This window comes from Rhodococcus sp. BS-15, from assembly GCF_000813105.1.
In the GTDB taxonomy this organism is placed as follows: Bacteria; Actinomycetota; Actinomycetes; order Mycobacteriales; family Mycobacteriaceae; genus Rhodococcoides.
This window is the reverse complement of sequence record NZ_BAOX01000262.1, coordinates 1-7,001: the sequence shown is the minus strand read 5'-3', so window position 1 is coordinate 7,001 and position 7,001 is coordinate 1. Positions and strand designations below refer to the sequence as shown.

Annotated in this window: 4 protein-coding genes and 1 pseudogene; all 5 read left to right on the top strand. The window is 64.6% G+C overall.

Annotated features, from left to right (window positions below):
- The coding region (locus RHBS_RS21975) for a molybdopterin cofactor-binding domain-containing protein (protein ID WP_128646428.1) at positions 1 to 1,630 on the top strand (1,630 nt) is incomplete at its 5' end.
- 122 nt (positions 1,631 to 1,752) lie between these two features.
- Complete coding sequence (locus RHBS_RS21970; RefSeq protein ID WP_128646427.1) at positions 1,753 to 3,195, top strand: NCS2 family permease; 1,443 nt, start codon at positions 1,753 to 1,755, stop codon at positions 3,193 to 3,195.
- 1 nt (position 3,196) lies between these two features.
- Positions 3,197 to 4,280: pseudogene (locus tag RHBS_RS21965) on the top strand (XdhC family protein).
- Positions 4,281 to 4,393: 113 nt separating this feature from the next.
- Positions 4,394 to 4,699: a hypothetical protein gene (locus RHBS_RS21960; protein ID WP_128646425.1), complete on the top strand. Its 306-nt coding sequence runs from the start codon at positions 4,394 to 4,396 to the stop codon at positions 4,697 to 4,699.
- 148 nt (positions 4,700 to 4,847) lie between these two features.
- The coding region (locus tag RHBS_RS21955) for an HNH endonuclease signature motif containing protein (RefSeq protein ID WP_187298591.1) at positions 4,848 to 7,001 on the top strand (2,154 nt) is incomplete at its 3' end.

The window sequence follows — 7,001 nt, the reverse complement described above, 5'->3', positions numbered from 1 at the left end:
CCAGATCGGACCCTGCCTCGGACTGCCCGAGGAGAAGATCAGGATGACGCTCGCCGGCGTCGGTGGAGCATTCGGTGGCCGCGAGGACCTGTCGATGCAGATCCACGCGGCGATGCTGGCCATGCACACCGGCAAGCCCGTCAAGATCGTCTACAACCGCTACGAGTCCTTCTTCGGTCACGTGCACCGCCACCCCGCGCAGATGCACTACGAGTACGGCGCGACCCGCGACGGCAAGCTCGTGTTCGCCGATGTCGAGATCATCCTCGACGGTGGCGCGTACACCTCGGCCACTCTCAACGTCGTGGGCAACGCTGCCTCGCTCGGCGTCGGTCCGTACGTCATTCCCAACATCGAGATCGACGCGTACGGGGTGTACACGAACAATCCACCGTGCGGCGCAATGCGCGGATTCGGCGCGGTGCAAGCATGTTTCGCGTACGAGTCGATGATGGACAAGCTCGGCGAGGCCTGCGGAATCGGTCCCGTCGCCATTCGGCAGATCAACGCCGTCAGCCAAGGTTCGATCCTCGCAACCGGCCAGGTCATCGAAGCACCTGCCCCACTGGCCGAGATGCTCGCCCGAGCCGAGGCGATGGAACTGCCTGCCCCCGTGGACGCGTCGGACATCCGTAATCTGCCGGGCGGGGCGTCGCAGACCACCCATGGCGAAGGCGTCGTACGCGGGATCGGATACGGAGTCGGCATCAAGAACATCTGCTTCTCCGAGAACTACGACGACTACTCCACAGCGCGCGTTCGGCTGGAGGTGATCGGCGGCGAGGCAACAGCATTGGTACACACGGCCGCTGCCGAGGTCGGACAGGGTCTGGTGACGCTGGAGGCGCAGATCGCGCGCACCGAGCTGGGCGTCACCAAGGTCGTCATCCATCCCGCCGACACCAAGGTCGGCAATGCCGGCTCCTCGTCCGCGTCGCGCCAGTCGTACATGACCGGCGGCGCAGTCAAGACAGCATGCGAGGCCGTTCGCGAGGCGGTGTTCGTCCTGGCCGGCCTGTACCTGGGCCGCGCGGTGGCGGACCTGAGCCTGGACGGCGGCAAGATCGTCTCGACCACCGACGGTGTACTGGCGACGATCGAAGATGTGCTCGGCGAACGGGTCATCGAGCAGACACGTGAATTCCACCATCGTCCCACCAGCGGAATGGATCCGGTCACCGGGCAAGGAGCGAGCCACACTCAGCTCGCACTGTGCGTCCATCGCGCCGTGGTGGACGTCGACGTCGAGCTCGGTCTGGTCAAGGTCGTCGAGATGGCGGCCGTGCAAGACGTCGGCAAGATCCTCAACCGGCTTTCACTCGAAGGCCAGATCCACGGCGGCACAGCGCAGGGCCTCGGTCTCGCGGTGATGGAGGAAATAGTCGTCGTGGACGGTCTGGTGAAGAACCCGTCGTTCACCGACTACCTGATTCCGACGATTCTCGACATGCCGCCCATGAAGCTGGACATCCTCGAGAACCCGGATCCCCTGGCACCGTACGGTCTTCGCGGAGCGGGCGAGCCACCCACCCTCTCGTCGACGCCCGCCGTGGTCGCAGCCATCCGCAATGCCACCGGTCTCGCGTTGACCCGCGTGCCCGTTCGACCCGAACACATCATCAACAGCTGATCCGAGTTCCAACCCCATTCGACGAAACCTTCTCCGGCACAACCGCACCGACGCCAACTCCCCCGGCACGTCGGCCCGGCCCCACGCTCGACGAGGTTGATCACGCCCTGGGAGGGCCGATCATGACCGACGTACGCACATCCAGCACTCGCCAAAGTGGACGAGGTCGATCCCAGATCGACAAGTTCTTCGACATCACCGGCCGCGGTTCGACGCTCTCACGCGAAATTCGCGGTGGCGTCACCACATTCGTGGCCATGGCCTACCTGATCGTTCTCATCCCTCTGATCATCGGTGATGCCCGCGATGTCACCGGCGCCACGCTCGATCCAGCTCAGCTGTCGACCATGGTGGCACTGTCCGCCGGTCTGACGACCATCCTGATGGGCGTCGTCGGAAACGCGCCCCTCGCCATGGCGGCCGGCCTCGGCGTGACGCCGATCGTGGTGTTCCAGGCGGCCCCGTACATGACCTGGCCGCAGGCGATGGGCCTGGTGGTTCTCGAGGGCGTCGTCATCGTCATCTTCGCTCTCACCGGCATTCGGCAACTCATCATGGATGCCATACCTCTGGTACTCAAGCAGGCGATCGGCGTCGGGATCGGTGCATTCATCGCGCTCATCGGCCTGGTCGACGCCGGGTTCGTCGGGCACCACGAGGCAGCATCCACCGCGGTAACCCTCGGCACGTTCGGCAAGCTCGCCGGCTGGCCCGTGTTCGTCTTCTGCGTCGGCCTGATCCTGATGATCATGCTGTTCGTTCGGAGAGTGCCGGGCGCGATGCTGATCGGCATCTTCGTGGCGACCAATCTCGCGATCATTCTCAACTCGATCTTCGAGATCGATCCCGCAGCATGGGGACCGGTGGAGCCCAAGGTGCCCGATTCCATCGTCGCCACACCACAATTCGATCTACTGTTCAACGTCGACCTGTTCGGCGGGTTCGCTCGGGCCGGGATCGTCACTGCGTCGGTAGTCCTGTTCACTCTCGTTCTCTCGGGCTTCTTCGACGCTATGGGCACCATCCTCGGAGTCGGTGAGGAAGCCGGACTCGTCGACAAGCAAGGCAGGATGCCCGGGCTGAGCCGCATCCTCACCGTCGACGGCATCGGTGCCATCGTCGGTGGCGCGATCAACGGTTCCGCCAACACCGCCGTCGTGGAATCTGCGGCCGGCGTCACCGAGGGTGCGCGAACGGGTCTCGCCAGCGTCGTCACCGGCGGATTGTTGACCAGCCTGATCTTCTTCACTCCGTTGGCCGGAGTGGTCCCCGTCGGTGCAGCGGCGCCGGCGCTGGTCCTGGTCGGTGCGCTGATGATGACGCACGTTCGCAAGATCGACTGGGAGAACACCGAAATCGCGATCCCGGCCTTCCTGACGATCGTGCTGATGCCGTTCACGTACTCGATCACCGTCGGAGTCGCGGCAGGCGTCATCTCGTACACCCTCGTTCGCCTCGCCAAAGGCAAGGCACGCCAAACACATTGGCTGCTGTACCTGATGTCGGGCATCTTCCTGGTCTACTTCGCCCTGCACCCGATCGAAGAAGCGTTGGGAATCTCGTAACATGAAAGAGATCGTCGATCGACTGTCGGCATGGGACCACGAAGGTGTTCCCTACGCGGTCGCCACGGTCATCGCGGTATCCGGAAGTGCTCCAAGGCTTCCGGGTGCCGCGATGGCGGTCTGCGCCGACGGTGAAGCAGTGGGCAGCGTCTCCGGCGGCTGCGTCGAAGGAGCAGTGTACGAACTGTGCCGTCAGGTCCTCGATACCGGTCAGTCCGTCCGAGAGTCGTTCGGCTACAGCGATGTCGACGCTTTTGCGGTCGGCTTGACCTGCGGGGGAGTGATCGAGGTGTTCGTCCGACTCGGACCGCCGCGGGCCGTGCTCGCGGCTATCGCGTCGGACACTGCGGTGGCCACGGTGACGTTGCTGTCCGGGTCCGGGGAATCGCTCGCCGTGTCCGCCACGGCAACGATCGGCAGCACTGGCTTCTGCGACGTCGACGCCGTGGTCGTCGGTGAGGCGTTGGCGATGCTGGATTCCGGCGGTACCGGCATCCGGTCGGTGCGGTGCAGGCCGGACCTGGACGTGTTCGTCCAGTCGTACGCCACCGCCCCGCGGCTGCTGATCTTCGGGGCCATCGACTACGCCGGAGCACTCGCGCGCGTCGGTGGATTTCTCGGCTACCACGTGACGGTGTGCGATGCACGGCCCGTATTCGCCACGGCTGCACGATTTCCCGATGCCGACGAAGTAGTTGCCGAATGGCCGCACAGCTACCTGGCGCGCACAGAAGTCGATGCCCGAACGGTGATCTGCGTGCTCACCCACGACGCCAAGTTCGATGTGCCGCTGCTCGAAGTGGCGTTGCGGCTGCCGGTGGCATTCGTCGGGGCTATGGGATCACGCAGGACTCATGACGATCGCGCGGCACGGCTACGCGAGGTGGGACTGACGGAGCAGGAGCTGGCGCGCTTGAGATCGCCGATCGGACTGGACTTGGGTGCGAGAACTCCGGAGGAAACTGCGCTGGCTATCGCGGCGGAATTCGTGGCCGCTCGACGCGGGGGGTAGTGCGCTGCCACTGACACGTACGGCCGGTCCGATTCACCACGACGGGGCGGCGGCGGATGCGAAGTACGCGTAACTACCCTGGTTACGAGATGGTGTCCGCCCCTCTAGCGTGAAGGGATTCAGTTGATTCGCGACCTACCTCGGTATCGACGACTGAACCTGTTGATCGTCGCCCTCCTTGGCACCATGGCAGTGATAGCCGCGGTCCAGGTACTCGACCTATCCAATTTCGGCCGGGTACTCGCGCATGTGGCGATCCTCATCTTTGTGGTTGCGGCCGTTGGATACGGAGTCTGCCGCGCGGCCAGCAAGCCCACCTGGCTGCTTCCTCGCATGGCGCTCGCCTTCTTCACGCTCGGATCAGTTGCGTCACTCGTCGGAGGGAGTTACCTCCCCGCAGCTAACGGAGCGATTCTGGCTGCCATTCTCCCGATGTTCTTGACTGATGAACGGTGGGACAGGCTCTTCGGACACAGCCACAACGAGCACTGACCCAGGACCTCCGGCAATAGATAGTCGCATTTCAGAGGGATTTCGCGCCGCCCTCGATTCCGTCCATAGTTTCTTGTCGGTGGCCCGGGTTACTCTCTTTTCAGTTCGAACGCACGTTCTGAAATGTTGCTCACCGGGGGGTGAAAAGATGGGTGCAGTACCGACCGTGTCACTGGGGGCGTTGGCCGCGGCCGCGCGTGAGGAGAATCGGCAGGCGGCCCGCAAGATCACCGCCTGCTATCGGGTGCACTGCGACTGGATCACCCTCGACACCAAGCACAAGCACTACAGCCGATACGGACGCACCGAGATGGCTGTCGCGTTGGGCTGTTCGGCGACGGTCGCCGAATCGTACGTCTCCATCGGCGTTGCCCTGCACACCCGACTCCCACTGTTGCGGACAGCGTTCGAGGCCGGGGAGATCGACCTCCCCCGCGTGCGGACCGCATGCCGGATCCTCGACAACCTCTCCGACGCCATCGTCACGTTGGTCGAGAAAGAAGTGGTGGAGGCGGCGCGGAGGTCGTCCCCGGGTCCGCTCGAGCAGGAGATCTGGGACATCCTGGTGCGGGTCGCACCCGAGGACGCAGCAGCGTTGCGGGAGTTCGCGAAGAAGTTCCGCACCGTCACCTACAGTCCGGCCGGGGAACTCACCCGCATCCGAGCGGAGTTGACCGCACCCGAAGCCGCCGCCGCATGGCAACTCCTCGAAGAGATGGCCGACACCCTCTGCCCGAAAGACCCGCGCGGGAAGAAGGAACGCCTGTGCGATGCGTTCATGGCCCGCATGCACGGCGAACCCCGACTGACATGCCTGTGCCAACGGGAGGATTGCCCGAAGAAAGGTGCGGTGCTGCCGGATCGGCGGGTGCCGTTGACGATGATCACCGTCGACATCGCCACCCTCATCGGACTACTCGCCAACCCCGCCTACCTCGCCGGGCACGGATCCATCGACCCCGACCTCGCGCGGGAGTTGGCCCGCAACAGTCACTGGCAGATCCTGCTCACCGAGGCCGTGACGCTGGCGGAGAAGCTGGGCCTGGCGGTGCAGAACACGGAAACCGGGGAATGGGAGCGAATCCCCGACAGTGAAAAGACCGAGCCTGCAACAGAAACCGACACGGCAACAGCAGCGGGTACGGACACCGACACGACTGCCGAGACTCCCACAGACGCGAACGCAGGTGCACAGAATGCACCGACGGCTGATTCGAGTGCGGAGACAGCTTCGGCGTCGGAACCAACCGGGCCCAGTTCTCCTGCACCCGAACACAGCTCGCCGGCAAAAGATAACGTCGATCAGCTCGACAATCCCCCGCCTACCACCGAGCCCGCGACCGACCCGGCAGCAGCTACAACCCCAGGCTCAGACCCAGCCCACAAGCACGCAGCAACAACCGCTTCGGCGGCTATCACCAAGCCGCTACCGGAGCCGCCGCAGGCGACCGGCCCAGAGCCAGTTGCGTCACCAGCACCCGCACCGACTTCGTCGACACCTGTCCAGCAGAGACCGACCGCTGATCCAGCGCCAGATTCGAGCGAAAACCAATCTCCCACTGCACCATCCGATACCACCAGCAACCACGAAACCGACAGTGACGAGGAAACTATCAGTGAATCCGAGCCGACATCGATGGGTAGTCCGGCATCGAGTACACGCCCAGGTGCGGGTACCGATACCGAGGATCGACCTCCGCGCCGCCTGCAGTCCTTGACCTCCGCCGCCGCGTTGTTCTGCACCCACACTCCCGTCGGCAAAGGCACACGGCACAGCTCTGCCCTCGACCTGGACGCCATCAGGCATCCCGCCCGCAACATGAGGGCACTGGACCTACGCTCGACACTCCGGCCGGACCACCGCACCGGCTGCACAGCCAACGGCATCTACCTCGGCACCGCCTCCCTCGCCGCCGCACTCGAAGCCGCCATCGCCGCCGACCCCGCCCTCGGAAAATCCGTCGAACGCGACCCACTCACCGACCGCGCCCTGATCTACCGCCCCGACACCCTCACCACCGCAGCCGTCCGACTCCGCGACAAACACTGCCGCTTCCCCGGCTGCCACCGACCCGCCGCACGCTGCCAACTCGACCACGTGAACCCGTTCGATCACGCCAGCCCCCTCGGCGGCGGCTGGACCACCGTGAACAACCTGCAATGCCTCTGCGAATACCACCACTCCGTCAAAACCGCCGGCTACTGGAAAGCTGTCATGCTCCCCGGCGGAGCCATCCTGTGGACATCGACCTCGAAGACCACGCGAATCACCCTGCCCACCAACGGCACCACTGTGCCCATC

What these genes read in the sequence shown, in the direction of transcription:
- RHBS_RS21960 (WP_128646425.1), top strand. Translation starts at nt 4,394, where the DNA reads ATGGCAGTGATAGCCGCGGTCCAGGTACTCGACCTATCCAATTTCGGC.
- RHBS_RS21970 (WP_128646427.1), top strand. Translation starts at nt 1,753, where the DNA reads ATGACCGACGTACGCACATCCAGCACTCGCCAAAGTGGACGAGGTCGA.